Source organism: Streptomyces sp. NPDC043685, assembly GCF_056436585.1.
Window position 1 is genome coordinate 539828 of the sequence record NZ_JBWKCH010000002.1, and the last position, 24870, is coordinate 564697.

Sequence of the window (24870 nt, forward strand, 5' to 3'; positions counted from 1 at the left end):
CTGCTCCATAGTTACTCGCGAGTTAAACAACGGCTCGTGACTGCACCTCGTGAGTGAAAACCAGCCGCACCTGAGCCAGCCGCACCGTCGCGGGCCCCGGAGGATGTCGTGAGCGACACACAGACCCTGATCGAGAACCGTCCGCCGTCCGTGGCGGGCCTCTTCCTGGAGCGCGTGACGGCCACGCCGGACGCCGAGGCCTATCGGTATCCGGTCCCGTCGCCGGCGGGCCAGGGGCCGGACGAGTGGAAGTCGCTGAGCTGGGCGCAGGCAGCCGAGCGGGTCTACGCCATCGCGGCGGGGCTCATCGAGCTGGGCGTGCAGCCCGAGCAGCGCGTGGCGCTCGCTTCCAGCACCCGGATCGAGTGGATCCTCGCCGACCTCGGCATCATGTGCGCCGGAGCGGCCACCACCACGGTGTATCCGCAGACCAACGCCGACGAGTCCGCGTACATCCTGTCGGACTCCGAGAGCCGGGTGCTGATCGCGGAGAACGCCGAGCAGCTGGCGAAGGCGAAGGAGAAGCGCGCCGAGCTGCCCGAGCTGACACATGTCGTGGTCGTCGACGCGGCCGGTGTCGAGACCGCCGACTGGATCCTCACCCTGGACGAGCTGGAGAAGCGCGGCGCGGCCCGGCTGGAGAAGGACCCCGACCTGATCAAGGAGCGGGTCGGCGCCATTACCAAGGACCAGCTGGCCACCCTCATCTACACCTCCGGCACCACCGGCCGCCCCAAGGGCGTGCGCCTGCCGCACGACAACTGGTCGTACATGGCGAAGGCCATCGCCGCGACCGGCCTGGTCAGCGGCGAGGACGTGCAGTACCTGTGGCTGCCCCTGGCGCACGTCTTCGGCAAGGTGCTGACCTCCGGGCAGATCGAGGTCGGGCACGTCACCGCCGTGGACGGCCGGGTCGACAAGATCATCGAGAATCTGCCGGTGGTGCAGCCGACGTACATGGCGGCCGTGCCCCGCATCTTCGAGAAGGTCTACAACGGCGTGGCGGCCAAGGCCCGGGCGGGCGGCGGAGCCAAGTACAAGATCTTCCAGTGGGCCGCCGAGGTCGCCCGCGAGTACGCCAAGGTCTCGCAGGACAACTTCCGGCGCACCGGGACGGCGTCCGTGCCGTTCGGGCTGGGCACGAAGCACAAGGTGGCCGACGCGCTGGTCTTCGCCAAGATCCGTGAGGCCTTCGGCGGCAACCTGCGGGCGTGCGTCTCGGGTTCCGCGGCGCTGTCGCCGGAGATCGGCTACTTCTTCGCGGGAGCCGGCATCCACATCCTGGAGGGTTACGGCCTGACGGAGTCCTCGGCGGCGTCCTTCGTGAACCCGGGCGAGGCCTACCGCACCGGCACGGTCGGCAAGCCCCTGCCCGGCACGGAGGTGCGGATCGCCGACGACGGGGAGATCCTGCTGCGCGGCCCGGGCATCATGGAGGGCTACCACAAGCTGCCCGAGAAGACCGCCGAGGTGCTGGAGCCGGACGGCTGGTTCCACACGGGGGACATCGGGGAGCTGTCGCCCGACGGGTACCTGCGGATCACCGACCGCAAGAAGGACCTCATCAAGACCTCGGGCGGCAAGTACATCGCCCCGGCGGAGGTCGAGGGGCAGTTCAAGGCGGTGTGCCCGTACGTCTCCAACATCCTCGTGCACGGGGCCGACCGGAACTTCTGCACGGCGCTCATCGCGTTGGACGAGCCCGCGATCACCGAGTGGGCCAAGGAGAACGGTCTCGAAGGGAAGTCGTACGCGGAGATCGTCGCCGCGCCGCAGACCGTCGAGATGGTCGACGGCTATGTGAAGCAGCTCAACGAGGGGCTTCAGCGCTGGCAGACCATCAAGAAGTTCCGTCTGCTGCCGCGTGACCTCGACATCGAGCACGGTGAGATCACGCCGAGCCTGAAGCTGAAGCGGCCGGTGGTGGAGCGGGAGTACAAGCACCTGATCGAGGAGATGTACGCGGGCTCCCGCGAGGCGTAGGGGGTTGCGGGGGCTGTGTGGCGACCTCGGGTTCGTCGGGGTCGTTCGCGCAGTTCCCCGCGCCCCTGACCACGTTCCCCCGCACGGCGTCCGAGGTCCTGGAGGAAGACGCTGAGCTTGGCCCTGAGGACCCACGGGTCGAAGGGCTTGGCCAGGTGGTCGGCGGCGCCGCTCATGCCTCTTCGTCCGTGCCCTCGGGGTCCAGCAGCGCGCACACGACCGTCAGCAGGCCGTCGATGTCCACCGGCTTGGGCACGTACTCGTCGGCGCCGCGGGCGATGGACTTCTCCCGGTCACCGGGCATCGCCTTGGCGGTCAGCGCCACGATCGGCAGCTCCGCCCAGCGCGGGGTGCGGCGGATCGCGGAGATGGTCTCGTAGCCGTCCATCTCCGGCATCATGATGTCCATCAGGACCAGGGCGACGTCCGGGCTGCGCTCCAGCGTTTCGATGCCCTCGCGGCCGTTCTCCGCGTACAGCACGGTCATGCCGACCCGGCCCAGGACATGGGTGAGGGCGAAGACGTTGCGGATGTCGTCGTCCACGATCAGCACCCGCCGCCCGGCCAGGACCCGCCCCGGCCTGCCGGTCGTCCACGCCTCCAGCCTGGTGGGCGCGGGCCACCCGTCGTCCGGGTCCTGCGCCACCGGGAAGGGCGCGGCGGCCGGCCGGAGCGGCAGGGGCAGGCCGGCGTGGTCCTCCGGGAGCGGCACGGGCGCCGGGTGGCCGGGGCTGACGACGGGGACGTAGAGGGTGAAGGTGGAGCCCCTGCCGGGTTCGCTCTCGGCGACGATCCGGCCGCCGAGCAGGCCCGCGATCTCCCGGCTGATGGACAGGCCGAGGCCGGTCCCGCCGTACTTGCGGTTGGTGGTGCCGTCGGCCTGCTGGAACGCCTCGAAGATCACCGGGAGTTTCTCCGGCGCGATCCCGATGCCGGTGTCGGAGACGGTGAATGCGATGACGTCGTCGCTGTCCCGGACTCCCTCGCTCTCGGATTCGCTCGTACGGGTGGACCCCCATCGGTGCTCGGTGTCCTGCACCCGGTCCACCCGCAGCTCCACCTTGCCGTTCGCGGTGAACTTGATCGCGTTGGACAGCAGGTTGCGCAGGATCTGCTGGAGCCGCTGCTCGTCCGAGTACATCTCGCGCGGTACGTCCTCACCGACCGCCACCTCGAAGGCGAGACCCCGGTCCAGGGTGAGCGGGCGGAAGGTGGCGTGGACGTAGTCGAGCAGTTTGATCAGGGGCAGCCGCTTGGGCCGCACGTCCATCCGGCCGGCCTCGATCTTCGACAGGTCCAGGATGTCGTTGATCAGCTGGAGGAGGTCCGAGCCCGAGCGGTGGATCGTCGTCGCGAACTGCACCTCCTGGTCGGACAGACGGCCGTCGGGGTTGTCGGAGAGCAGCCGGGCGAGGATCAGCAGGGAGTTCAGCGGCGTGCGCAGCTCGTGCGACATGTTCGCCAGGAACTCCGACTTGTACTGGGAGGACGTGGCCAGCAGGGCGGCCTTCTCCTCCAGTTCGGCGTTGGAGCGCTGCAACTCGCCCTGCTGCTTCTGGAGTTCGTCCGAGCGTTCCTGAAGCTGCATGGCCAGGCGCTGGGACTCGCCGAGCAGGGACTCCGTGCGGGAGTTGGCGATGATCGTGTTGATGGCGACGCCGATGGTGTTGACGAACTGGTCGAAGAACGCCAGGTGCACATCGGAGAAGCGGGAGAAGGAGGCGAGTTCGATGACGCCGAGGAGCTTGTCCTCGAAGAGGATGGGGATGATGACGATCGTGGTCGGGGCCGCTTCGCCCAGCCCGCTGTTGATCTTTATGTAGTCGGGCGGTGCGCCCTCCACCAGGATCCGCTTCTTCTCCCGGGCCGCCTGTGCGACCAGGCCGTGCACGGGCAGGCCGCCGGTCTCGACGGTCGCGTCCTGGGCGGCGCCGTAACCGGCGATGAACGCCAGGCCCTTGGTGGGGACCGTCGCTCCGTCCTCCTCGGGGTCGGCCAGGTAGAAGGCGCCGTACTGGGCGTTCACCAGCGGCGTCAGCTCGCGGAGTATCAGGTCGGCGACCTCCATCAGGTCCCGGTGGCCCTGCATCAGCGCGGCGAGCCGGGCCAGATTGGACTCCAGCCAGTCCTTCGCGCGGGTGGTCTCGCGCAGGTTGGCCACCATCAGGTTGATGTTGTCCTTCAGTTCGGCGACCTCGCCCTGCGTCTCGACCGTGATCGAGCGGGACATGTCGCCCTGGGCCACGGCGGAGGCGACCTCCGCGATCGCGCGGACCTGGGTGGTGAGGTTGGAGGCGAGTTCGTTGACGTTCGTCGTCAGGCGCTTCCAGGTGCCGTAGACGCCCTCGACCCGGGCCTGGCCGCCGAGCCGGCCCTCGCTGCCCACCTCGCGGGCCACGCGCGTGACCTCCGAGGAGAACGAGGACAGCGTGTCGACCATGGTGTTGATGGTGGTCTTCAGCTCCAGGATCTCGCCGCGCGCGTCCACGTCGATCTTCCGGGACAGGTCGCCCTGCGCCACGGCCGTCGCGACCTGGGCGATGTTGCGCACCTGGGAGGTGAGGTTGTCGGCCATGTAATTGACGTTGTCCGTCAGGTCCCGCCAGACGCCGGAGACACCCAGCACCTGGGCCCGGCCGCCGAGCCGGCCGTCGGTGCCGACCTCGCGGGCCACGCGTGTGACCTCGTCGGCGAAGGCCCGCAGCTGCTCCACCATCGTGTTGACGGTGTCCTTGAGTTCGAGGATCTCGCCGCGCGCGTCGACCGTGATCTTCTTCGACAGGTCGCCGTTGGCCACGGCCGTGGTGACCTGGGCGATGTTGCGGACCTGGGAGGTCAGGTTCAGCGCCATGAAGTTGACGTTGTCGGTGAGGTCCTTCCAGACGCCGGAGACGCCGCGCACCTGGGCCTGGCCGCCGAGGTTGCCCTCGGTGCCGACCTCGCGGGCGACCCTGGTCACCTCGTCGGCGAAGGCGGACAACTGGTCCACCATCGTGTTGATCGTGGACTTCAGCTCCAGGATCTCGCCCTTGGCCTCCACCGTGATCTTCTTGCCGAGGTCGCCCTGGGCGACGGCGGTGGAGACCAGGGCGATGTTGCGCACCTGGGAGGTGAGGTTGTCGGCCATGAAGTTGACGTTGTCGGTGAGGTCCTTCCAGACCCCCGAGACGCCCCGGACCTGGGCCCGGCCGCCGAGGTTGCCCTCGGTGCCGACCTCGCGGGCGACCCTGGTCACCTCGTCGGCGAAGGCGGACAGCTGGTCCACCATCGTGTTGATGGTCGACTTCAGCTCCAGGATCTCGCCCTGCGCGTCGACCGTGATCTTCTGCGACAGGTCGCCGTTGGCCACGGCCGTGGTGACCTGGGCGATGTTGCGGACCTGGGAGGTCAGGTTCGACGCCATGAAGTTGACGTTGTCGGTGAGGTCCTTCCAGACCCCGGAGACGCCCCGGACCTGGGCCCGGCCGCCCAACCGGCCCTCGGTGCCGACCTCGCGGGCGACGCGGGTGACCTCGTCGGCGAAGGCGGACAGCTGGTCGACCATGGTGTTGACGGTCAGCTTCAGCTCCAGCAGCTCGCCGGTCGCCTCCACCGTGACCGTGCGGGTCAGGTCGCCGCGGGCCACCGCCGTCGTCACCGCCGCGATGTCCCGGACCTGGGCCGTCAGCCGGGACGCCATCGTGTTGACGGCCTCCGTCACGTCCCGCCAACTGCCCGACAGACCCTGCACCTTGGCCCGGCCGCCGAGCCGGCCCTCGGTGCCCACCTCACGCGCGACCCGCGTCACCTCACCCGTGAACAGGGAGAGCTGGTCCACCATCTTGTTGACGGCCAGGCCCAGACGCCGCAGGTCGCCGCGCAACTGGCGGGTGCCGTCGTGCAGGTCCACCCGCTGGGTGAGATCTCCGCCGGCCACCGCGTCCAGCACCCGCGTGGCGTTCGCCGCCGGGGCGACCAGGGCGTCGAGCAGCTGGTTCACGTCGTCGACCCGGGAGGTCCACAGGCCCTGGCCCGGGCTGGCCGAGAGCCGCTCGTCGAGCCGGCCGTGCCGCACCAGCTCCCGTCTGACGCGCCGCACCTCGGAGGTGAAGTGGACGCTGCGGTCCATGATCTGGTTGTGGACGGCGGTGAGTTCGGCCACCAGCCCGTGGCCGGATTCCGGCACCTTGGTGAAATCGCCGTCGCGTGCCGCTGTCATGGCGGCGAGCAGGGGACGCAGATCGGATGCACGAATCTGACCGTCTCCGTACCGGTCTTCGACCACAGGAGTAGCACTGTTCTCACTCATGGCGGCCCACTTCGGTAACTCGGCGCTTATGGGCGCGGTCAGTCTGTCACTCTGTCGGCATCGACTGTGGCGTATTCGTACGAACTGCCCGGGGAGCTGTCCATGGGGGCCATTCCGACGCAACGGGAGACCGCCTCCCGTGCCTCAGAAGCGCCTGCGCACGCCGGAGTGACACCCGTGCCGGTCCAGGAGGGGCCCGCTTCCGAGGAGCCGGCGCCGCCCGCGGAGGTGCTCACACCGTCCGCCGGGGCGTTCGCCCCCGATCCGTGCGCGCCTGCTCACGCGGCGTCCGAAACGGCTCAGGGAGCGCACGCGCAGGAGCGTGCGCGGGCGCACGCGACCCTGCCCGGCAGCTCTCTCGCGCCGGGCGCCGCCCGCGCCCTGGTGCGCGCGGCGCTCGCCGAGTGGGCCGGCCTCGGCCTGCCCGGCGCCGCGTTCCTCACCGGCCGCCTCGCCGACGACGCCACGCTCGTCGTGAGCGAACTGGTCACCAACGCCGTCGTGCACGCCGGCACCGACGTCGAGACGGAGTGCCGGCTGGAGGGCGACACCCCGGACACGGCCGCGGTCGTCGTCGAGGTCTCCGACCACCACCCCTCACGCGCCCCGCGCGGCAGCGAACCGGAGACGCCGCACGACCCCCCGGAGTACGGGCGCGGCCTGCGACTGGTCGGCGCGCTCTGCGAGGCGTGGGGCATCACCTACCGCACGGGACGCAAGACCGTGTGGGCCCGGCTGCCCGCCGGAGGCTGCGCCGCGGGAGAGCAGATCGAGGCGTACGCCGGGGAGCACGCGCTGGCGCGGGGCCTGCGGATGGCGGAGATCCTCGCGCCCGAACCCCGCCCGGGCGACGAGGCGGGGGACACCGTCCGCGCCTGGTGTGGCGGGGGAGACCTCTGGGACTCCGGTGAGGGAGGGGAGACGTGGGAATCGCGGGAAGGCGGCGAGGCCCGCGAGTGGCCCGACCCGCGCGAGTCCCGCGACCTGCGCGACTGGAACGACCTACGGGACTGGCGGGACCGGCACGAGAACCGGCACGGGCGCGACGGACCCGACGGCGCCTGGCTCGGCCGCGGCGCCCTCTCCTTCCTCGCCGAGGCCTCCGACCTGCTCGCCGGGCAGCTCGACGAAGACCTGGTCGCGGCCCTCGCCGGACAGCTGATCGTGCCCCGGCTGGCCGACTGGTGCGCCGTATGGCTGGAGGACGAGGCCACCGGCGGCGGCTGGGGCGGCCCAGCGGGCGCGGGCGGAGCGCGGCTCGCCCGGGTCTGGCACGGCAGCGAGAACCGCATCGAGGAACTGCGCCGCGCCCTGGAGAAGCACCCGCCGCAGCCGTTCGACCCGGTCGGGGCGGGCCCGTTCGAACGCGGCCGGGAACAGGGCGGTTCCGGGCCCGCTGCCTACCCGTGGCCCGGGGAGGCGCTCGCTGACGAACCCGGCGAGCCCGGCGCGGCCCTCGCCTACCGGCTGGTCGCCGGCGGCCGCCCGCTGGGCACCCTCGTCATCGGCCGGTCCGGCGCGGCCGGCTTCCCCGACGAGATCACCGGCCTCGTCGAGGACCTCGGCCGCCGGGTGGCCCTCGCCATCGGCGCCGCCCGCCAGTACGCCCGCCAGGCCACCATCAGCGCCGTGCTCCAGCGCGGCCTGCTGCCCGGCGCCGTGGCCGAGATCCCCGGGATGCGCAGCGCCCTGGTCTACGAGCCGTACGACAAGGGCGGGCCCAGCGGCGACTTCTACGACCTGTTCCCGGCCGGCGACGGCCGCTGGTGCTTCGCCGTCGGCGACGTCCAGGGCAAGGGGCCCGAGGCGGCCGTCGTGATCGGCCTGGCCCGGCCCTGGCTGCGGCTGCTGGCCCGCGAGGGCTACCGGGTCGCCGACGTCCTCGACCGCCTCAACCAGCTGCTGCTGGACGACGCCACGGAGGCGGCCGACGCGGCGGCCCGGGCGCTGGTGGCCGCGGGAGCCCGGCCGACCCCGCCCGGCGACGGCCCCCAGACACGCTTCCTGTCCCTGCTCTACGGCGAGCTGGTGCCCTTCGACGGCGGTGTCCGCTGCACCGTCGCCTCCGCCGGGCACCCGCTGCCCCTGCTGCTCGGGGCGGGCGGCGAGGTCCACACGTGCGCGCAGCCGCAGACCCTCCTCGGCGTCGTCGAGGACGCCACCTACACCAGCGACACCTTCGAGCTGCGCTCCGGCGACACCCTGCTGTGCGTCACCGACGGAGTCACCGAGCGCCGCTCGGGCTCCCGCCAGTTCGACGACGGCGACGGGCTCGCGGCGGCCCTGGCCGGGTGCGCCGGGCTGGACGCGGAGCTGATAGCCGAGCGGATCAAGCGGCTGGTGCACGAGTTCGGGGCGCGGCCCCCGGCGGACGATCTCGCGCTGCTGGTGCTCCAGGCGGACTGACCGCGCGGGTGCTGGACAATGGAGGGCATGCCTTCCGCACTCCCCGACGGCGAGCCCGTCCCCGACGACGGCGCGCTGCCCGCCTCCGCGCTCGCCGGGGCCGCCGACCGCCCGCTCGGGTTCTACCTGCACGTCCCGTACTGCGCGACCCGCTGCGGCTACTGCGACTTCAACACCTACACGGCGACCGAGCTGCGCGGCACCGGCGGCGTGCTGGCCTCCCGCGACAACTACGCCGAGACGCTGGCCGACGAGATCCGGCTGGCGCGCAAGGTGCTGGGGGACGATCCGCGGCCGGTGCGCACGGTGTTCGTGGGCGGGGGCACCCCCACGCTGCTGGACGCCGGTGATCTCGTCCGGATGCTGAAGGCCGTCCGGGACGAGTTCGGGCTCGCGGACGACGCGGAGGTCACGACCGAGGCGAACCCGGAGTCCGTCGATCCCGCGTACCTGACGGCGCTGCGCGAAGGGGGCTTCAACCGGATCTCCTTCGGGATGCAGAGCGCGCGGCAGCACGTGCTGAAGGTGCTGGACCGCACGCACACGCCGGGGCGGCCCGAGGCGTGTGTGGCGGAGGCCCGCGCGGCCGGGTTCGAGCACGTCAACCTCGACCTGATCTACGGCACGCCCGGTGAGTCCGACGACGACTGGCGGGCCTCGCTGGACGCGGTGCTGGGGGCCGGGCCGGATCACGTCAGTGCCTACGCGCTGATCGTCGAGGAGGGCACGCAGCTGGCCCGCCGGATCCGGCGCGGCGAGGTGGCGATGACCGACGACGACGTGCACGCCGACCGGTACCTGATCGCGGACGAGGTGCTCTCGGGGGCGGGCTTCGAGTGGTACGAGGTGTCGAACTGGGCGACCTCGCCCGCCGGGCGGTGCCTGCACAACGAGCTGTACTGGCGGGGGGCCGACTGGTGGGGGGCCGGACCCGGGGCGCACAGCCATGTGGGCGGCGTGCGGTGGTGGAACGTGAAGCACCCGGGGGCGTACGCGGCTGCGCTGGCGGCGGGGCGGTCGCCGGGGGCCGGGCGTGAGGTGCTGTCGGAGGAGGACCGGCGGGTCGAGCGGATCCTGCTGGAGCTGCGGCTTCGGGAGGGGGTGCCGTTGTCGCTGCTGCGGGAGAAGGGGTTGGCTGCCTCGAGCAGTGCGCTGTCGGACGGGCTTCTGGAGAAGGGCCCGTACGACGAAGGGCGGGCCGTGCTCACACTGCGGGGGCGGTTGCTGGCGGACGGGGTTGTACGAGACCTCGTGGACTGAGGTGCTCGGGGTGGGGGCTGAGGCCGGGTGGGTGCCCAGCCCGGCGTAGCGGGGTGCCGCTGCGCCCACCCGTGCCGCCCTCAGCGGCACGCACGCCCGCAGCTGGGTGTGGCTGTGGCGCCGTGTCCGCAGCCGAGAGCAGCTACGGCGCCGTGACGAAGTCGATCAGTTCCTCCACCCGGCCCAGCAGCTCCGGCTCCAGGTCCTTGTACGAGTGGACGCCCGACAGGATCCGCTGCCAGGCCGCGCCCGTGTTCTCCGGCCAGCCCAGCGCCCTGCACACGCCCGTCTTCCAGTCCTGGCCGCGCGGGACACGGGGCCAGGACCCGATGCCCAGGGACGACGGCTTCACCGCCTCCCAGATGTCGATGTACGGGTGGCCCACGACCAGGGCGTGGTCGCTGGTGACGGCCTGGGCGATGCGCCACTCCTTCGAGCCCGGGACCAGGTGGTCCACCAGGACGCCGAGGCGGGCGTCCGGGCCGGGAGCGAAGCTCTCGACGATCGACGGCAGGTCGTCGACGCCCTCCAGGTACTCCACCACCACGCCCTCGATGCGCAGGTCGTCGCCCCACACCTTCTCGACCAGCTCGGCGTCGTGGCGGCCCTCGACGTAGATGCGGCCGGCGCGGGCCACGCGGGCGCGGGCGCCGGGGACGGCGACCGAACCGGAGGCCGTGCGGGTGGGACGCGCGGGACCGCCCGGCGCGGGGCGGACCAGGGTCACCACCCGGCCCTCCAGCAGGAAGCCGCCCGGCTCCATCGGGAACACCCGGTGCTTGCCGAAGCGGTCCTCCAGCGTCACCGTGCCCGCCTCGCAGCGGATCACCGCCCCGCAGAAGCCCGTCCCCGGCTCCTCCACCACCAGGCCCGGCTCCGCGGCGACCTCGGGGACCGGCTTCGGCTTCTTCCACGGCGGGGTCAGGTCGGCGGAGTACTGGCGCATTCGAATGACGATAGGAGAAGGCGGACGGCGATCACCGCGACACGCCGAAACGCGCCGCCAGCGCGTCCCGTTGGGCCCGCACGAACGCCGCGTCCACCACCGCTCCGTGACCGGGCACGTACACCGCGTCCTCGCCGCCCAGGTCGAGCAGCCGGTCGAGGGCGGCAGGCCAGTGCGACGGCACCGCGTCGGGACCCGCCTGGGGTTCGCCGGACTCCTCGACCAGATCGCCGCAGAACACCACCTCCGGATCACCGGGCACCAGCACCGTCAGGTCGTGCGCGGTGTGCCCCGGCCCGACGTTCGCCAGCAGCACCTGCCGGCCGCCGCCCAGGTCGAGCGTCCGCTCGCCGGAGACCGGATGGCCGGGCGGGACCAGCCGCCGCGCCGCCTCCTCGGCCGTGGGCGCCGCCAGCCCGTTGCGGACCGCGTCCGCGAGCAGCTCCTCCCGGTCCCGCACCCGCGTCAGCACCGCGTCCACACCCACCGCCCCGAACACCTCCGCGTCCGGGAACGCCGCCGCCCCGAAGACATGATCGAAGTGCGGATGGGTCAGCGCGAGATGTGTCACATGCCGCCCCGTGAGCGATCGCGCCTGGGCACGCAGCTTCGCGCCCTCCGCGAGACTCGACCCCGCGTCGATCAGAAGGGCCGCGCCCTCCCCGGCGACCAGGCCCGCCGTGCAGTCCCACACCGGCAGCCGGCACCGCCCCACTCCGGCGGCCACGCGCTCCCATCCGAGGTCTTCCCAAGTCACCGTCATGCGGCGACGCTAGCGGTGCGCCCCGTCCGGGGCACGGCACCGCACGACCAGCCTTGCCGGGGGAGTACCCCACCGCCGTACACTGGGCCGGGGAATGCTGGCACTCGCACGCGCAGAGTGCCAGGCCGGACCGGCCGGGCAAGCAGGCGAAGACTTCTGGAGGTGTGCGCGATGCTCAGTGAACGCAGGCTCCAGGTGCTGCGCGCCATCGTCCAGGACTACGTCGGCACCGAGGAGCCGGTCGGCTCCAAGGCCCTCACCGAGCGGCACAACCTCGGCGTCTCCCCGGCGACCGTGCGCAACGACATGGCGGCCCTGGAGGACGAGGGGTACATCGCCCAGCCGCACACCAGCGCCGGGCGCATCCCCACCGACAAGGGCTACCGGCTGTTCGTCGACAAGCTCGCCGGCGTCAAGCCGATGACCGCGCCCGAGCGGCGCGCGATCCAGAACTTCCTGGAAGGCGCCGTCGACCTCGACGACGTCGTGGCGCGCACGGTACGGCTGCTCGCGCAGCTCACACGCCAGGTCGCCGTCGTGCAGTACCCGTCGCTGACCCGCTCGACCGTGCGGCACGTGGAGTTGCTCTCCCTGGCGCCCGCGCGGGTGATGCTCGTGCTGATCACGGACACCGGGCGGGTCGAGCAGCGGGTGGTGGACTGCCCGGCGCCCTTCGGCGAGGCCTCGCTCGCGGATCTGCGCGCGCGCCTCAACAGCCGCGTGGCGAACCGCCGTTTCGCGGATGTGCCGAGTCTGGTGGAGGATCTCCCGGAGGCGTTCGAGCACGAGGACCGGGGTACGGTCTCCACGGTGCTCTCCACACTCCTGGAGACGCTCGTCGAGGAGAACGAGGAGCGGCTGATGATCGGCGGCACCGCCAATCTGACCCGCTTCGGTCATGACTTCCCCCTCACGATCCGGCCCGTGCTGGAGGCGCTGGAGGAGCAGGTCGTGCTCCTCAAGCTGCTCGGCGAGGCGAAGGATCCGGGCGTGACCGTACGGATCGGTCACGAGAACGCCCACGAAGGACTCAACTCCACGTCCGTCGTGTCGGTCGGCTACGGTTCGGGCGGCGAGGCAGTCGCCAAGCTCGGCGTGGTCGGACCGACCCGCATGGACTACCCGGGAACGATGGGAGCGGTACGCGCAGTGGCACGGTACGTCGGACAGATCCTGGCGGAGTCGTAGTGGCCACGGACTACTACGCCGTACTCGGCGTGCGCCGCGACGCGTCGCAGGAAGAGATCAAGAAGGCCTTCCGGCGGCTCGCTCGCGAGCTGCACCCGGACGTCAACCCCGATCCGAAGACCCAGGAGCGGTTCAAGGAGATCAACGCCGCTTACGAGGTGCTGTCGGACCCGCAGAAGAAGCAGGTCTACGACCTCGGCGGCGATCCGCTCTCGCAGTCCGGCGGCGCTGGCGCGGGCGGCTTCGGAGCCGGCGGCTTCGGGAACTTCTCGGACATCATGGACGCCTTCTTCGGCACGGCGTCGCAGCGCGGACCGCGCTCGCGCACCCGCCGCGGCCAGGACGCCATGATCCGCATCGAGATCGAGCTCGACGATGCCGCCTTCGGTACGACCAAGGACATCCAGGTCGACACGGCCGTCGTCTGCAACACCTGCAACGGCGAGGGCGCGGCCCCGGGCACCTCCGCCCAGACGTGTGACATGTGCCGCGGCCGCGGTGAGGTCTCGCAGGTCACCCGGTCCTTCCTGGGCCAGGTCATGACCTCGCGCCCCTGCCCGCAGTGCCAGGGCTTCGGCACGGTCGTGCCCACCCCGTGCCCCGAGTGCGCGGGCGACGGCCGCGTCCGGTCCCGCCGCACGCTCACGGTCAAGATCCCGGCCGGTGTGGACAACGGCACGCGCATCCAGCTCGCCGGCGAGGGCGAGGTCGGCCCCGGCGGCGGTCCGGCCGGTGACCTCTACGTCGAGATCCACGAACTGCCCCACGCGCAGTTCCAGCGCCGCGGCGACGACCTGCACTGCACGGTCACGCTCCCCATGACGGCGGCGGCCCTCGGCACCAAGGTGCCGCTGGAGACGCTCGACGGCATGGAGGAGGTCGACATCCGCCCGGGCACCCAGTCCGGCCAGTCGATCCCGCTGCACGGCCGGGGCGTCACACACCTGCGCGGCGGCGGACGCGGCGACCTCATCGTCCACGTCGAGGTCCAGACCCCGACCAAGCTCGACCCCGAGCAGGAACGCCTGCTGCGCGAGCTCTCCAAACTCCGCGGCGAGGAACGGCCCACGGGGCAGTTCCAGCCCGGTCAGCAAGGGCTGTTCTCGCGCTTGAAGGACGCCTTCAACGGGCGCTGAGACCGGGCGTGCTTCTGGTCTATGCCAGTCGGCAGGCCGGATTCGGAGTAGTCCGGAGGACGTGACAACATGCCGTCATGTCCTCCGCACTGACCGATCTCTTCCCCCACCCGATCGTGCAGGCCCCCATGGCGGGCGGCGTCTCCGTGCCGCAGCTCGCCGCCGCCGTGTGCGAGGCGGGCGGGCTCGGCTTCCTCGCCGCCGGGTACAAGACCGCCGACGGGATGTACCAGGAGATCAAGCAGATCCGGAGCCTCACCAACAGGCCCTTCGGTGTCAACGTCTTCATGCCGCAGCCCGAGTACCCCGACCCCGCCGCCGTCGACGTCTACGCCCACCAGCTGGCCGGCGAGGCCACCTGGTACGAGACCGAGCTCGGCGATCCGGACAGCGGACGCGACGACGGCTTCGAGGCCAAGCTCGTGGTGCTGCGCGACAACCCGGTGCCGGTGGTGTCGTTCCACTTCGGTGTCCCGAGCCGTGAGGTCGTCGACACCCTGCACCGCGTCGGCACCTTCGTGCTGGCCGCCGCGACCACCCCGGACGAGGCACGGGCCGTGGAGCGGGCGGGCGCGGACGCGGTGATCGCGCAGGGCGTCGAGGCCGGCGGTCACCAGGGCACCCACCGGGACATCCCCGAGAACGGGTCCGGCATGGGAGTGCTGTCGCTGATCGCCCAGGTGCGCGAGGCCGTGAACATCCCGATCATCGCCGCGGGCGGCATCATGCGCGGCGGCCAGATCGCCGCGGTCCTCGCGGCGGGCGCGAGCGCGGCCCAGCTGGGCACCGCCTTCCTGGCCACGCACGAGTCGGGCGCGCACCCCCTGCACAAGCAGGCGCTGACCAACCCCCTGTTCGTGCGCACGGAGTTGACCCGGGCGTTCTCCGGCCGCCCGGCACGCGGCCTCGTCAACCGGTTCGTGCGCGAGCACGGCCCGTACGCGCCCGCCGCCTACCCCGAGATCCACCACCTCACCTCGCCGCTGCGCAAGGCCGCCGCCAAGGCCGGTGACGCGCAGGGCATGGCACTGTGGGCCGGCCAGGGGCACCGGATGGCGCGGGAGCTCCCCGCCGGGCAGCTGGTCGAGGTGCTGGCCGGTGAACTGGCCGCCGCCCGTGCCGCGTTGACGGGCGGTGGCGTGCTGTGACCGCGCCGGTGTTCGTGGTCGAGCGTGTCGAGGCGGGCGGTGGCGGACGGTACGTCCTCGACGGGCCCGAGGGGCGGCACGCCGTCTCGGTGAAGCGGCTGCGCGCCGGTGAGGACGTCGTCCTCACGGACGGGGCCGGGCGCTGGGCGGACTGCGTCGTGCTCGACACCGAGGGCAAGGACCGCCTCATCCTCCAACTGGACGCGGTGCACGAGGAGCCGCCGGAGCAGCCGCGGCTCACCGTCGTCCAGGCGCTGCCCAAGGGCGACCGGGGGGAGCTGGCCGTCGAGACGATGACCGAGACCGGCGTCGACGCGATCGTCCCCTGGGCGGCGTCGCGCTGCATCACGCAATGGAAGGGCGAACGCGGGCAGAAGGCGCTGGGCAAGTGGCGCGCCACCGCCCGCGAGGCCGGCAAGCAGTCACGCCGGGTGCGCTTCCCTGAGGTGGCGGAGGCGGCCACGACCAAGCAGGTCGCCGCCCTGCTGGCCGGGGCGCGGTTCGCGGCCGTGCTGCACGAGAGCGGGGACACGCCGCTGGCCACGGCCGACCTGCCGGCCACCGGCGACATCGTGCTGGTCGTCGGGCCCGAGGGGGGCGTGGCGCCGGAGGAACTGGCGCTGTTCGAGGAGGCGGGGGCCAGGCCGTACCGCCTCGGGCGCAGTGTGCTGCGCACATCGACCGCCGGGACGGCCGCCGCGGCCGTGCTCCTGGCACGCACCGGACGTTGGTCCTGACCCCGTCCCGACCCCCTGGAGGCACCGTGGAACTCGCACAGGTTCGTCTGCTCGTGACCGACTTCTCCGCCTGTTACCGCTTCTACGGCGAGGTCCTCGGCCTCAAACCGCAGTCGGGGGCGGCCCACGGGCCGTACGAGAAGTTCAGCCCCGCGGTCGGTTCCGCGGGGATCGCGTTGCAGGACCGGTCGATGATGGCCGAGGTGCTCGACGAGATGGGTGACACGGCGGCGGGCCACCGCTCCCTGGTCGTGCTGCGGGTGGACGGGCTGGACGCGTACTGCCAGGAGATCACCCTGCGCGGCGCCACGATCCTGCACGGCCCGGCGCCCATGACCGACCGCATGCGGGTGGCCCATCTCAAGGACCCCGAGGGCAATGTGGTGGAGCTTCAGGAGTGGCTGCTGCTGCGCGGCTGACGCCTTTGCGCCCTACCGCGCGGCCCCCGACAGTGGCAGGCTCCCTCTCATGGGGGCTTCGATGAGTCATCTGCTGGGGCCGCGCGGGCGGCGCGTGGCGGTCGCGGCGACGTTCGCCGCGGTGGCGGTGGGCGGCGCGGTCGCCTGCGAGCCGGGCAGTGTGAGCGCCGCGTCCGTCGCCTACACCACCGACGAGACCGTGACCAAGGAGCTCAACCGGCAGAAGGCGGGCGTGCGGTGGCTCACCTGCACCGCCTCCTACGGGCAGAGCGGCACGAAGGCGTCACCCTCGACGCGTGAGCGGACCGTGGCGACCGTCGACTGCGAGGGCGAGACCGTCGACGGCAAGGACATCACCGTCGACGGCAAGGTCACCCACGCGGTGGACGGCGCCTGCGTACGCGGCGACATCACCGCCAAGGTGGACGGCAAGGTGTGGTTCGAGGTCGACGGACTCGGCGACTGCGACTCCACCAGCCCGCCCCCCGTCGGCGGGCCGCCGAACGGGCAGCCCGGGCCGACCGTCACGGTGACCGTCACCCAGACCATCTGGTGCGAGCGGTACCCGGACTGCCGCCCCGTCGAGGGCAAGTGATCCGAACCCTGTCCGCGAGGCGGCGTGCCTGCATAGGGTGATCGGGTGACATCGCCTGCTTACCTCCGGTTCCCCCATGTGCACGGTGACCTGGTCGCCTTCACCGCCGAGGACGACGTCTGGCTCGCTCCGCTCGGCGGCGGCCGGGCCTGGCGGGTCAGCGCCGACAACATGCCGGTGACCCAGCCCCGCATCTCGCCCGACGGCACCACGGTCGCCTGGACCTCCACGAGGGACGGCGCCCCCGAGGTGTTCATCGCCCCGGTCGACGGCGGTCCCGGCAAGCGGCTGACGTACTGGGGCAGTCCCAAGACCCAGGTGCGCGGCTGGACCGAGGACGGCGAGGTGCTGGCGATCAGCTCCGAGGGCCAGGCGAGCCTGCGCCGCACCTGGGCGCGCGCCGTCCCGCTGGACGGCGGCCCGGCCACGACCCTGCCGTACGGGCCGGTCGGTGACGTGGCCCACGGCCCGCACACGGTGCTGCTGTCCGCGCCGATGGGGCGCGAGGCGGCCTGGTGGAAGCGGTACCGGGGCGGTACGGCGGGCAAGTTGTGGATCGACCCGGAGGGCGACGGGGAGTTCGTGCGGCTGCACGAGCAGCTCGACGGCAACATCGAGTATCCGCTGTGGGTGGGGGAGCGCCTTGGGTTCCTCTCCGACCACGAGGGCACCGGAGCGCTCTACTCCTCCCTCGCCGACGGCTCCGACCTGCGCCGGCACACCCCGCTCGGAGGCTTCTACGCCCGGCACGCGGCGAGCGACGGCACCCGTGTCGTCTACTCCAGCGCCGGTGAACTGTGGGTGCTGGACGACCTGGAGGGCGCCGAGCCGCGGCGGCTGGAGGTGCGGCTGGGCGGACAGCGCGCCGATCTCCAGCCCTTCCCGGTGAACGCCTCCCGGTGGTTCGGATCGGCGTCCCCCGACCACACCGCGCGCGGCAGCGCCGTCGCAGTACGCGGCTGTGTGCACTGGGTCACCCACCGCTCCGGGCCGGCCCGCGCCCTGGCCGCGACGCCCGGGGTGCGGGCGAGGCTGCCGCGCACGTTCCGCGCGGACGGCGAGGAGTGGGTGGTGTGGGTGACGGACGCCGAGGGCGACGACGCCCTGGAGTTCGCACCCGCCACCGGACTCGCCCCCGGGGCGACTCCGCGCAGGATCGCCGCAGGGCAGCTCGGCCGGGTCCTGGACCTCGCCATGGCACCCGACGGCAGCCGGGCCGCGGTCGCCTCCCACGACGGGCGCCTGCTGCTCGTGGAGCGGGAGACGGGCGAGGTGCGCGAGGTCGACCGCAGCGAGAACGGCGATGTGTCGGGGCCCGTCTTCTCGCCCGACTCGTCCTGGCTGGCCTGGTCCCACCCCGGCCCGCGGCCCCTGTGCCAGCTGAAACTCGCCAACACCACCGACCTGTCGGTCACCGAGGCCACCCCGCTGCGCTTCCAGGACTACGCGCCCGCGTTCACGATGGACGGCAAGCACCTCGCGTTCCTGTCGACCCGCTCCTTCGACCCGGTCTACGACGAACACGTCTTCGACCTGGCCTTCGTGGTCGGCGCCCGGCCGCACCTGATCACCCTCGCGGCCACCACGCCCTCCCCGTTCGGGCCGCAGCGGCACGGCCGGTCCTTCGAGACGCCCGACCGGGACGAGACCCCCGACAGCGAGGGCACCCCCACCACCCGCATCGACCTCGAAGGCCTCGCCGACCGCATCGTGCCCTTCCCGGTCGAGGCCGCCCGCTACTCGAACCTGCGCGCCGCCAAGGACGGCGTCCTGTGGCTGCGCCACCCGGTCACCGGCGTGCTCGGCGCGTCCCGGGCCACCCCCGACGACGCCGACCCCAAGTCCGAGCTGGAGCGCTACGACCTCGCCCAGCAGCGGGTGGAGCATCTGGCCGCCGACGCCGACCACTTCGCGGTCAGCGGGGACGGCAAGCGGGTGCTGCTGTGGACCGACGGGCGGCTGAAGGTCGTCCCCAGCGACCGGCGCGCATCGAGCGACGACGACAGCGACACCAACATCACCGTCGACCTGAGCCGCGTCCGCCAGCTCGTCGACCCGGCGGCCGAGTGGCGGCAGATGTTCGACGAGAACGGCCGCATCATGCGGGACCACTTCTGGCGGCCCGACATGAGCGGCGTCGACTGGGACGGCGTCCTCGACCGCTACCGGCCGGTCGTGGAGCGGGTCGCCACCCACGACGACCTGGTCGACCTGCTGTGGGAGGTGCAGGGCGAACTCGGCACCTCGCACGCCTATGTCATCCCGCGCGGCGGCCACGGCGGCGGCCCCCGCCAGGGCCTGCTCGGCGCCGACATCTCCCGCCACGAGGACGGCAGCTGGCGCGTCGACCGCATCCTGCCCTCCGAGACCTCCGACCCGGACGCCCGCAGCCCGCTGGCCGCGCCCGGCGTCGCGATCCGCCCCGGGGACGCGATCGTCGCGGTCGCGGGACAGCCGGTCGACCCGGTGACCGGCCCCGGCCCGCTGCTGATCGGCACGGCGAACAAGCCGGTCGAGCTGACCGTCTCCCCGTCCGGCGGCGGCGACCCCCGGCACGCCGTCGTCGTCCCGGTCGCGGACGAGGAACCCCTGCGCTACCACGCCTGGGTCGCCGACCGCCGCGCCTACGTCCACGAGACGTCGGGCGGCCGTCTCGGCTACCTCCACGTCCCGGACATGCAGGCGCCCGGCTGGGCCCAGATCCACCGCGACCTGCGCGTCGAGGTCGCCCGCGAGGGCCTGGTCGTCGACGTCCGCGAGAACCGGGGCGGCCACACCTCGCAGCTGGTCGTGGAGAAGCTGGCCCGCCGCATCGTCGGCTGGGCGGTGCCGCGCGGCATGCGCGCCTACAGCTACCCGGAGGACGCCCCGCGCGGCCCCGTCGTCGCCGTCGCCAACGAGTTCTCCGGTTCCGACGGCGACATCGTCAACGCGGCGATCAAGGCCCTGGGTCTCGGCCCGGTCGTCGGCACCCGCACCTGGGGCGGCGTCATCGGCATCGACAGCCGCTACCGCCTGGTCGACGGCACCCTGGTCACCCAGCCCAAGTACGCCTTCTGGCTGGAGGGCTACGAGTGGGGCGTGGAGAACCACGGGGTGGATCCGGACGTGGAGATCGTCCAACGCCCCCAGGACTACGCGGCGGGCAAGGACACCCAACTGGACGAAGCAATCCGACTGGCACTGGAAAGCCTGGAGACAGCACCCGCCAAAACGCCCCCGGGCCTGCCCACCTAAGGGGCGCGGGGAACTGCGCGACCAGCCACAACGCACCCGCACAAGACGACGATACGATGCCCGAGTCGGACCATATTCGGCCAACCCCCGGAGGGAAAATGGCAGGGGAGCCCCAGGAAGACTGCCTGTTCTGCAAGATCGTCGCAGGCACCGTCCCGGCGACGATCGTCCGCCGGACGGACACCACCATCGCGTTCCGCGACATCAACCCCCAGGCCCCCACCCACGTCCTGATCATCCCCAAGGCGCACTACGAGAACGCCGCCGCCCTCGCCGCCGCCGACCCGGCCCTCACCGCCGACGTGCTGCGCGAGGCCCAGGCCGTCGCCGACGAGGAGAAGCTCGACAGCTACCGCCTCGTCTTCAACACCGGCAGCGGCGCCGGCCAGACGGTGTGGCACGTCCACGGCCATGTGCTCGGCGGCCGCGGCCTCGCATGGCCCCCCGGGTAGTCCGCCTTGTCCGTACGCGAACTCGTGGTGCTCGGCACCGCCAGCCAGGTCCCGACCCGGCACCGCAACCACAACGGCTACCTGCTGCGCTGGGACGGCGAGGGCATCCTCTTCGACCCCGGCGAGGGCACGCAGCGCCAGATGCTGCGTGCCGGGGTCGCCGCGCACGACCTCAACCGGATCTGCGTCACGCACTTCCACGGTGACCACTCCCTCGGCCTCGCCGGAGTGATCCAGCGCATCAACCTCGACAAGGTCCCGCACGAGATCACCGCCCACTACCCCCGCTCCGGGCAGCGCTTCTTCGACCGGCTGCGGTACGCCACCGCCTACCGCGAGACCGTCGGCATCACCGAGGCGCCCATCGACACCGACGGACCCCTCGCCCGCACCGGCGGCTACACGCTTCAGGCCCGGAAGCTGTCGCACCCGGTGGAGTCGTACGGGTACCGGATCGTCGAGCCCGACGGCCGGCGCATGCTGCCCGAGCGGCTCGCCGCGCACGGCATCAAGGGGCCGGACGTCGGACGCATCCAGCGCGAGGGAGAGCTCGGCGGAGTCTCACTCGACGACGTCAGCGAGACCCGGCGCGGGCAGCGGTTCGCCTTCGTCATGGACACCCGGCTGTGCGACGGCGTGCACGCGCTCGCCGAGGGCTGCGACCTGCTCGTCATCGAGTCGACCTTCCTCGACGAGGACGAGCAACTCGCCGTGGAACACGGACACCTGACGGCTGCTCAGGCCGCGCGGGTGGCCCGGGACGGCGGTGTGCGGCACCTCGTGCTGACCCACTTCAGCCAGCGCTACACCGACCCGGAGGAGTTCGAGCGGCAGGCCCGGGCCGCCGGGTACGACGGCGAGCTGACCGTGGCCCGCGATCTGCTGAGGGTGCCGGTTCCGAAGCGTCGGTGAAACGGCCGTACGATGAATTGATGTCCCTCCCCAAAGCCGAACTGCACCTTCACATCGAAGGCACCCTGGAACCGGAACTCGCCTTCGAGCTCGCCGCGCGCAACGGCGTCACGCTGCCGTACGCCACCACGGACGAGCTGCGCGAGGCCTACCGCTTCGAGGACCTCCAGTCCTTCCTGAACCTGTACTACGAGCTCATGGCCGTCCTGCGCACCGAGCGGGACTTCGAGGACCTGGCGAACGCCTATCTCGACCGGGCCGCCGCCCAGGGCGTGCGGCACGCGGAGATCTTCTTCGACCCGCAGGCCCACACCGGCCGCGGCCTGGAGATCGGCACGGTCGTCGAGGGGCTGTGGCGGGCGCTGGGGAACAGCGAGGTGAACCACGGCGTCTCGACCCGGCTGATCCTCTGCTTCCTGCGCGACGAGTCCGCCGAGTCGGCCCTGGCCACGCTGGACGCCGCCAAGCCCTATCTGGACCGGATCACCGGCATCGGACTCGACTCCGCCGAGGTCGGGCACCCACCGGTGAAGTTCCGCGAGGTCTACGAGGCCGCCGCGGCGCTCGGTCTGCGGCGGGTCGCCCACGCCGGTGAGGAGGGCCCGCCGGAGTACATCACCGAGGCCCTGGACGTCCTCGGCGTCGAGCGGGTCGACCACGGGCTGCGCTGTGTGGAGGACCCGGCGCTGGTGGAGCGGCTGGTGCGCGACCGGGTGCCGCTGACCCTGTGCCCCCTGTCCAACGTCCGGCTGCGCACGGTCGACACCCTCGCCGACCACCCGCTGCCCGCCATGCTGGAGGCGGGCCTGATGTGCACGGTCAACTCCGACGACCCGGCCTACTTCGGCGGCTACGCCGGCGACAACTTCGACGCCGTGCGCGCCACCCTCGGCCTCACCGAGGAGCGCCTGCGCGAGCTGGCCCGCAACTCCTTCCTCGCCTCCTTCCTGGAGGACGACGAGGAGCTGCGGGCGCGGTATCTCGCCGAGGTCGAGGCCTACACCTTCGGATAGCCCCCGGCCGGTCTCAGAAGACCTCCGACCCCGCCTTGCCGTAGGCACGCTGGGCGGGGACGGCGGCGGCCTCCACGGGGATCTCCACCACCGGCTGCTCCGGGGCGCCGATCTCGGGGACGACGCCGGTGGGGGTGCCGGTGGCGGCGGCGACCAGGGCTGCCGGGTGGCCGCCGCGGCGGCGGATCGCCCCGGGCAGCAGCGGGCGTCCGCCGGTGTGCAGGGCGACGGCGGTCATCGGCAGGGCGATCACGAGCAGGCCCGCGCCGAGCACCGCGCCCATGACCGGGAACCCGGCCTGCGCCGAGAGCACGCTGCCGGTCAGCGGCCCGACGGCGGTGCCCAGCGAGGACGCCGAGCCGACCAGCACCGCCCAGCGGCCGCGCGGGTCGAGCGAGGCGGCGAGTCCGATGAGGTACGACAGCACCACCGGGTAGAGCGTGTTCCAGGCGATCTCGCCGGCCGCGAAGCCGCCCAGGTCGGTCGCGGAGGCGCTGAGGGCGATGCAGGCGGCGATGAGGATCGTGCCGCCGCCGATGGGCACGGCACGTCCCAGCCGGGCCCCGAGGGCACCCGCCGCGAGGACACCGGCAAGGCCCGCGCCGAGCCCGAGCGCGAAGACGACCCCGACGGTGGCCTCGCCGAGGTGCACCTGCTCGATCCCGATCCGGCCGCTCACGCCCCACAGCGCGTTCTGGGCGAGCGACCAGCACACCATGGCGGCGGCCAGCACCAGCCCCGAACGGGCATGGGGCAGCCGGGCGTTGTTGTGCCGCGCGGGCGTGACGGGCGTACCGGCGGGGAGGCGGCCGGTGAGCGGCCACACGGCCAGGGCCGTGAGCGCGATCGCGGCCAGCGGCAGACCGTGCCCCGGGCCGAGGTGCGGCACCGTCAGATACACGGCGCCCGCGAGGGCGGAGACGCTGAGCAGCCCGGCGGTGGACGCCCGGTGCGGGTCCCTCCCCCAAGCTCTCGGCTCCGCTCGAGCAGGGGGTGCCCCCAGCCCGGCGATGAGGGTCGCCGCGACGGTGGTGGCGGTGCCGGAGCCGAACCCGCCGACCATCGCGCCGGCGACGACGGCGGGGATCGCGGTGGTCAGGGCGGCACCGCCGTAGCCGAGCAGGGCCAGGGCGAGGCCGAGCCGGGCGAGGGCGCGGGCTCCGATCCGTTCGACCCGGGAGGCCAGGGCGAATCCGGCGGCGGCCGAACTCAGCAGCAGGGCGCTGCCGACGGCTCCGGCCTGCGTGGCGGAGAGGGGTAGGTCCGCATCGAGTCTGCCGACGGTGGTGGGCAGCAGATACGGAGCGAGGTACCCGGCCGTGAAAAGGGCGACGAGGGGCCAGGGAGTGGTGCGGGGGGCGAACACGGGCGTTCCCAGGGCATGCGAAAGGAGCGGCGAGAAAAGGGGGATGGGGCGACGACCGTCGACGGACAGGAACGCGCGAGCAATTTGTATCAAGCACGTTGTCGGACACGGGAGCCCGGGGCGTGTGATCTGGAGCACGTTGTGTTTGGGGTGGTGAAGCCCGGGTAAACGAGCGCCCCTCGCCGGGCGTCGCCGGCGTTCCCGCTACCGCCAGTGCACCGATCCGGACCCCGCCGGAACCGTCGCCTCGGCCTTGATCCGGATCTCCCGCATCACCGCGACGATCCGCTCCTCGTGCGCGGGTGTGAGCCGGGCGACCGGCACCGAGCAGCTGATGGCGTCCAGCGCGGGGGTGTCGTAGCGCAGTGCGAATCCGAAGCCGACGATGCCCGTCACGCCCTCCTCGCGGTCGACGGACCAGCCGCGGGCCCGGACCCGCGCGAGGTCGGCCGCCAGGGACTCCCGGCTGGTGTGCGAGTGCGGCGTCAGTGCCTCGTACGGCCCCTCGGGCAGCTCCGCGTCGGGGCGTTCGGCCAGCAGGGCCTTGCCCAGGGCGCCCACGTGGGCGGGCAGGCGCCGCCCCACCCGGCTGATCGTCCGCAGGTACTCGTGCGACTCCCGTGTGGCCAGGTAGGCCACGTCCCGGCCGTCCAGGCGGCCCATGTGGATGGTCTCGCCGAGCGCCTCGGACGCCTCGTCGAGATACGGCCGCACCGCCCGGACCCGGGGATCGGAGTCGAGATAGCTCGTGCCGGTGAGCAGCGCGTGGATGCCGATGCCGTAGAGGGAGCCGGTGACGTCGGTGCGCACCCAGCCGTGCGAGATCAGGGTCTGGAGCAGCGCGTACATCGAGCTGCGCGGCACGCCGAGCGTGTCGGCCAGCTCCTGGAGCCGGGCCGGGCGGTCGCCGCGCGCGGCGAGGAGTTCCAGCAACTCGACCGTGCGCGCCGCCGACTTCACCTCGCGGACGCCCCCTGTGTCTGACATGCGCCGATGGTAATCGCGTCGTCCGGGCGGTTGA

Annotated in this window: 18 protein-coding genes; 13 read left to right on the forward strand and 5 right to left on the reverse strand. The window is 72.4% G+C overall.

Going from position 1 to position 24870, the window contains the following annotated elements; translation table 11 throughout:
• Positions 1–108 precede the first annotated feature (108 nt).
• Entirely contained in the window at positions 109–1983 is a 1875-nt protein-coding gene (locus AC0665_RS07180) for an AMP-dependent synthetase/ligase (protein WP_478602333.1), read from the forward strand.
• A 172-nt stretch (positions 1984–2155) separates the two neighbouring features.
• On the opposite strand, the gene AC0665_RS07185 is transcribed toward AC0665_RS07180, so the two are convergent.
• Complete coding sequence (locus AC0665_RS07185; protein ID WP_478602335.1) at positions 2156–6181, reverse strand: HAMP domain-containing protein; 4026 nt, start codon at positions 6179–6181, stop codon at positions 2156–2158.
• A gap of 192 nt (positions 6182–6373) precedes the next feature.
• On the opposite strand from AC0665_RS07185, the gene AC0665_RS07190 reads away from it, so the two are divergent.
• Both AC0665_RS07190 and hemW read left to right on the forward strand, forming a co-directional pair.
• Positions 6374–8677 (forward strand): SpoIIE family protein phosphatase, encoded by a 2304-nt coding sequence (locus AC0665_RS07190; RefSeq protein WP_478704585.1) that lies wholly within the window; start codon positions 6374–6376, stop codon positions 8675–8677.
• A gap of 27 nt (positions 8678–8704) precedes the next feature.
• Positions 8705–9937 (forward strand): radical SAM family heme chaperone HemW, encoded by a 1233-nt coding sequence (gene hemW / locus AC0665_RS07195; protein ID WP_478704586.1) that lies wholly within the window; start codon positions 8705–8707, stop codon positions 9935–9937.
• Between the two features lie 142 nt (positions 9938–10079).
• Here the strand turns inward: hemW and AC0665_RS07200 are convergent, their stop codons facing one another.
• Positions 10080–10883, reverse strand: a complete 804-nt coding sequence (locus AC0665_RS07200) for a DUF3097 domain-containing protein (RefSeq protein WP_366052944.1) — start codon at positions 10881–10883, stop codon at positions 10080–10082.
• 31 nt (positions 10884–10914) lie between these two features.
• On the reverse strand, positions 10915–11646 hold the full coding sequence (locus AC0665_RS07205) for an MBL fold metallo-hydrolase (RefSeq protein WP_478602343.1): 732 nt from the start codon (positions 11644–11646) through the stop codon (positions 10915–10917).
• A 171-nt stretch (positions 11647–11817) separates the two neighbouring features.
• Between AC0665_RS07205 and hrcA the strand changes: the two genes are divergently transcribed.
• From hrcA to AC0665_RS07255, 10 genes are all read left to right on the forward strand, one after another.
• Positions 11818–12834 (forward strand): heat-inducible transcriptional repressor HrcA, encoded by a 1017-nt coding sequence (hrcA, locus tag AC0665_RS07210; RefSeq protein ID WP_031111606.1) that lies wholly within the window; start codon positions 11818–11820, stop codon positions 12832–12834.
• Positions 12834–13970 carry a molecular chaperone DnaJ gene (gene dnaJ, locus AC0665_RS07215; protein ID WP_363118749.1) on the forward strand — a complete coding sequence of 379 codons (1137 nt, stop codon included), beginning with the start codon at positions 12834–12836 and terminating at the stop codon, positions 13968–13970. Before hrcA ends, dnaJ begins: the two co-directional genes overlap by 1 nt.
• 77 nt (positions 13971–14047) lie before the next feature.
• Positions 14048–15118 carry a nitronate monooxygenase gene (locus tag AC0665_RS07220; RefSeq protein WP_478704587.1) on the forward strand — a complete coding sequence of 357 codons (1071 nt, stop codon included), beginning with the start codon at positions 14048–14050 and terminating at the stop codon, positions 15116–15118.
• Positions 15115–15855, forward strand: a complete 741-nt coding sequence (locus tag AC0665_RS07225; RefSeq protein ID WP_363118747.1) for a 16S rRNA (uracil(1498)-N(3))-methyltransferase — start codon at positions 15115–15117, stop codon at positions 15853–15855. Before AC0665_RS07220 ends, AC0665_RS07225 begins: the two co-directional genes overlap by 4 nt.
• Positions 15856–15881: 26 nt before the next feature.
• Positions 15882–16274 carry a VOC family protein gene (locus tag AC0665_RS07230; RefSeq protein ID WP_468408958.1) on the forward strand — a complete coding sequence of 131 codons (393 nt, stop codon included), beginning with the start codon at positions 15882–15884 and terminating at the stop codon, positions 16272–16274.
• 49 nt (positions 16275–16323) lie between these two features.
• A complete protein-coding gene (locus tag AC0665_RS07235) occupies positions 16324–16869 on the forward strand; it encodes a hypothetical protein (protein ID WP_478602345.1) in 546 nt (181 codons plus the stop codon).
• 45 nt (positions 16870–16914) lie between these two features.
• Positions 16915–20106, forward strand: a complete 3192-nt coding sequence (locus AC0665_RS07240) for a S41 family peptidase (RefSeq protein WP_478704588.1) — start codon at positions 16915–16917, stop codon at positions 20104–20106.
• A gap of 98 nt (positions 20107–20204) precedes the next feature.
• Positions 20205–20558, forward strand: a complete 354-nt coding sequence (locus AC0665_RS07245) for a histidine triad nucleotide-binding protein (RefSeq protein ID WP_468408953.1) — start codon at positions 20205–20207, stop codon at positions 20556–20558.
• Positions 20559–20564: 6 nt separating this feature from the next.
• A complete protein-coding gene (locus AC0665_RS07250; protein WP_478704589.1) occupies positions 20565–21470 on the forward strand; it encodes a ribonuclease Z in 906 nt (301 codons plus the stop codon).
• Positions 21471–21490: 20 nt separating this feature from the next.
• Positions 21491–22483 carry an adenosine deaminase gene (locus tag AC0665_RS07255; protein ID WP_478704590.1) on the forward strand — a complete coding sequence of 331 codons (993 nt, stop codon included), beginning with the start codon at positions 21491–21493 and terminating at the stop codon, positions 22481–22483.
• 13 nt (positions 22484–22496) lie between these two features.
• Here AC0665_RS07255 and AC0665_RS07260 read toward each other — a convergent pair whose 3' ends face one another.
• Positions 22497–23849 (reverse strand): MFS transporter, encoded by a 1353-nt coding sequence (locus AC0665_RS07260; protein ID WP_478704591.1) that lies wholly within the window; start codon positions 23847–23849, stop codon positions 22497–22499.
• Between the two features lie 204 nt (positions 23850–24053).
• Positions 24054–24836: an IclR family transcriptional regulator gene (locus tag AC0665_RS07265; protein WP_478704592.1), complete on the reverse strand. Its 783-nt coding sequence runs from the start codon at positions 24834–24836 to the stop codon at positions 24054–24056.
• Positions 24837–24870 lie beyond the last annotated feature (34 nt).

Excerpts from the sequence above, each read along its gene's own strand:
- AC0665_RS07185 (WP_478602335.1), bottom strand. The coding sequence starts at position 6,181 with ATGACAGCGGCACGCGACGGCGATTTCACCAAGGTGCCGGAATCCGGC.
- AC0665_RS07190 (WP_478704585.1), top strand. The coding sequence starts at position 6,374 with ATGGGGGCCATTCCGACGCAACGGGAGACCGCCTCCCGTGCCTCAGAA.
- hemW (WP_478704586.1), top strand. The coding sequence starts at position 8,705 with ATGCCTTCCGCACTCCCCGACGGCGAGCCCGTCCCCGACGACGGCGCG.
- AC0665_RS07200 (WP_366052944.1), bottom strand. The coding sequence starts at position 10,883 with ATGCGCCAGTACTCCGCCGACCTGACCCCGCCGTGGAAGAAGCCGAAG.
- AC0665_RS07205 (WP_478602343.1), bottom strand. The coding sequence starts at position 11,646 with ATGACGGTGACTTGGGAAGACCTCGGATGGGAGCGCGTGGCCGCCGGA.
- hrcA (WP_031111606.1), top strand. The coding sequence starts at position 11,818 with ATGCTCAGTGAACGCAGGCTCCAGGTGCTGCGCGCCATCGTCCAGGAC.
- AC0665_RS07220 (WP_478704587.1), top strand. The coding sequence starts at position 14,048 with ATGTCCTCCGCACTGACCGATCTCTTCCCCCACCCGATCGTGCAGGCC.
- AC0665_RS07235 (WP_478602345.1), top strand. The coding sequence starts at position 16,324 with ATGGGGGCTTCGATGAGTCATCTGCTGGGGCCGCGCGGGCGGCGCGTG.
- AC0665_RS07245 (WP_468408953.1), top strand. The coding sequence starts at position 20,205 with ATGGCAGGGGAGCCCCAGGAAGACTGCCTGTTCTGCAAGATCGTCGCA.
- AC0665_RS07255 (WP_478704590.1), top strand. The coding sequence starts at position 21,491 with ATGTCCCTCCCCAAAGCCGAACTGCACCTTCACATCGAAGGCACCCTG.
- AC0665_RS07265 (WP_478704592.1), bottom strand. The coding sequence starts at position 24,836 with ATGTCAGACACAGGGGGCGTCCGCGAGGTGAAGTCGGCGGCGCGCACG.